The sequence below is a fragment of the Okeania sp. SIO2F5 genome, assembly GCF_010692685.1.
GTDB lineage: Bacteria > Cyanobacteriota > Cyanobacteriia > Cyanobacteriales > Microcoleaceae > Okeania > Okeania hirsuta.
The window spans coordinates 1-2,465 of sequence record NZ_JAAHGU010000282.1 but is presented as its reverse complement, the minus strand read 5'-3'; the positions used below and the strand labels follow the sequence as shown (position 1 = coordinate 2,465).

Genomic DNA, 2,465 nt, shown 5'->3' with positions numbered 1-2,465 from the left:
GATGGAAGTGTTAGTGTGCGACTCGTTGGTTAGTCAAACTGCTGAAAAGCAGATATATCTAGCCTTCCATGGCTAATCTTAAAGGAGGTTAAATATTTGGCCATCGGAAAACTCTTATTTCCTTAGTGGTGAAATTCCACCGCCTCGTTGTCTAGGTAGAAAGCATAGGCCACACTGGTGAGACTGAACATCAAACTGGTGAAGCTGGCCTAAAAGCGGGAAAATACCAGTTACCAGGAACGATACCGCAAGCAAAGGCTGACAAGTGGACAAACAGGAAGGTAATCAAACTCTCGTTATTCCAAACCATCTCAAAGGTAGCTATGGGATGTAGGACGAAAGTCAGAGGGTCTATGGATAATTCTATACTTACGGGATTATCGACAACCATACCGAACCCTCCGGGAGATTTTATCCTACTAAATCAGCCGTAAATAAGGAATAAGGGAACGAGGAAACCTCTCTAAGACACCTAAGAGTATAGGTCGAGAACTTAGGAAGCCATTCAAGGTAAATCTACACAAAGGTTGTAGGTCAAAGGGAGAGTAGGATTGGATAAGAAGCATTAATTTGCAGACGTATCCACTGTTAGGCGTAATGTAAGGCAATGAATAGTAATGAACAAAGCTCAAACACTGAAAAGAAACTTAGGTAATCCTAAACCATTTTTAAGCGTAGCATGGGATACAGAGGATATACCCTCACAAGTTTCAATTAATCCTAACCTTAAATGGAAGGATATTAATTGGAAGAAGGTAGAGAAATCTGTGTTCAAATTACAAAAATTGATTTACAGAGCATCCATGAGTGGCGAATTCCGCAAGATGCACAGATACCAAAAACTTCTGACCAAAAGCTATTACGCAAGGTTGCTAGCTGTTAGGCGCGTGACACAGGATAACCAAGGCAAGAAAACTGCTGGAGTAGATGGTATTAAAAATCTATCTCCAATGCAGCGATTCAACTTGGTGAATCTACTCGCATCACGTCACCTCAAAGCAAGTCCAACCCGCAGAGTCTGGATACCAAAACCAGGCAGGGATGAAAAGCGACTACTTGGAATCCCTACGATGTACGACCGTGCATTACAAGCCTTGGTTAAGTTAGGTATGGAACCAGAGTGGGAGGCACGCTTTGAACCCAACAGTTATGGTTTTAGACCAGGACGGTCAACCCATGATGCCATAGAGGCTATCTATATAAGCATTAACCATAAACCCAAATATGTGCTTGATGCAGATATATCCAAATGTTTCGACCGAATTAACCATGATGCACTGCTGAGGAAATTAGGTCATTCACCATACAGACGATTAATTAAACAATGGTTGCAGTCTGGAGTGTTTGATAATAAACAATTCCTAAAATCTGTGGAAGGTACACCACAGGGAGGTGTAATTAGTCCCCTACTAGCAAACATCGCCTTACACGGTCTAGAGGAAAGAGTAATGGAATTTGCCGAAAAACTCCCGATTAGACATCCTAATGGAAGAGCAATGGCAAAGAAATACAAACGTCAAAGTCTCTCCCTAATACGCTATGCTGACGACTTCGTTATCCTTCACGAAGATATCAAAGTAGTCCTGCAAGCAAAAGCCGTAATACAGGAATGGTTAAACCAGGTAGGACTAGAACTAAAACCAGGAAAAACCAAAATTGCCCATACCCTGGAAGAATATGAAGGGAATCAGCCTGGATTTGATTTTCTAGGTTTTACAATTAGGCAATGGAAGGTTAAGTCAACTAAACAAGGATTTAAAACGCTGATCAAACCGTCCTCTAAGAGTATCAAAACTCACTACCGGAAACTGGCAGATATATGTAATTCTCACAAAACTGCCCCTACTAAAGCTCTAATAGCTAAATTAAATCCGGTAATAAGAGGATGGGCTAACTACTTTTCAGCCGTAGTCAGTAAGGAGATATTTAAAAAAATTGATGACCTCCTGTGGAAAAGGCTATGGAGATGGGCAAGTAGGAGGCATCCGAATAAGTCAGCCACTTGGGTTAAGAAAAAGTATTTCCCCAAGGTAAAAGGAACCAGAAATTGGGTACTTAACGAAGGCGAATATATACTAAATATGCACTTTGATGTACCTATTATACGGCATATTAAAGTAAAAGATAATAAATCACCCTATGACGGTGACTGGACTTATTGGAGCAGCAGAATCGGAAAACATCCAGCTCTTAGGAAAGAAGTCACAGCGCTGTTAAAACGGCAGAAGAATAAATGCGCATCTTGTGGGCTAACTTTTAGACCAAACGACCTAATTGAAGTTGACCATATAGTACCAAGGTCTGAGGGTGGTGACAACACATATAAAAATAAACAACTATTGCACCGACATTGCCACGATACTAAAACTGCCTTAGATAAAAAGACATATCAAAAAACAAAGTTACAGGACTTACCTGAAGGTTATTTATGGGTTGACGATATGTTGATATTAAGGCAGGGATGT

General features: G+C 40.6%; 2 protein-coding genes. One reads left to right on the top strand and one right to left on the bottom strand.

Annotated elements, in window-relative coordinates:
- Positions 1-190: 190 nt before the first annotated feature.
- Positions 191-391, bottom strand: coding sequence for a hypothetical protein (locus F6K27_RS32900; RefSeq protein WP_240039162.1), 201 nt, complete (start codon positions 389-391; stop codon positions 191-193).
- A gap of 226 nt (positions 392-617) precedes the next feature.
- Here F6K27_RS32900 and ltrA point away from each other — a divergent pair.
- Positions 618-2,465: group II intron reverse transcriptase/maturase (gene ltrA / locus F6K27_RS32895; protein ID WP_287280154.1), on the top strand; the 1,848-nt coding region annotated here is incomplete at its 3' end.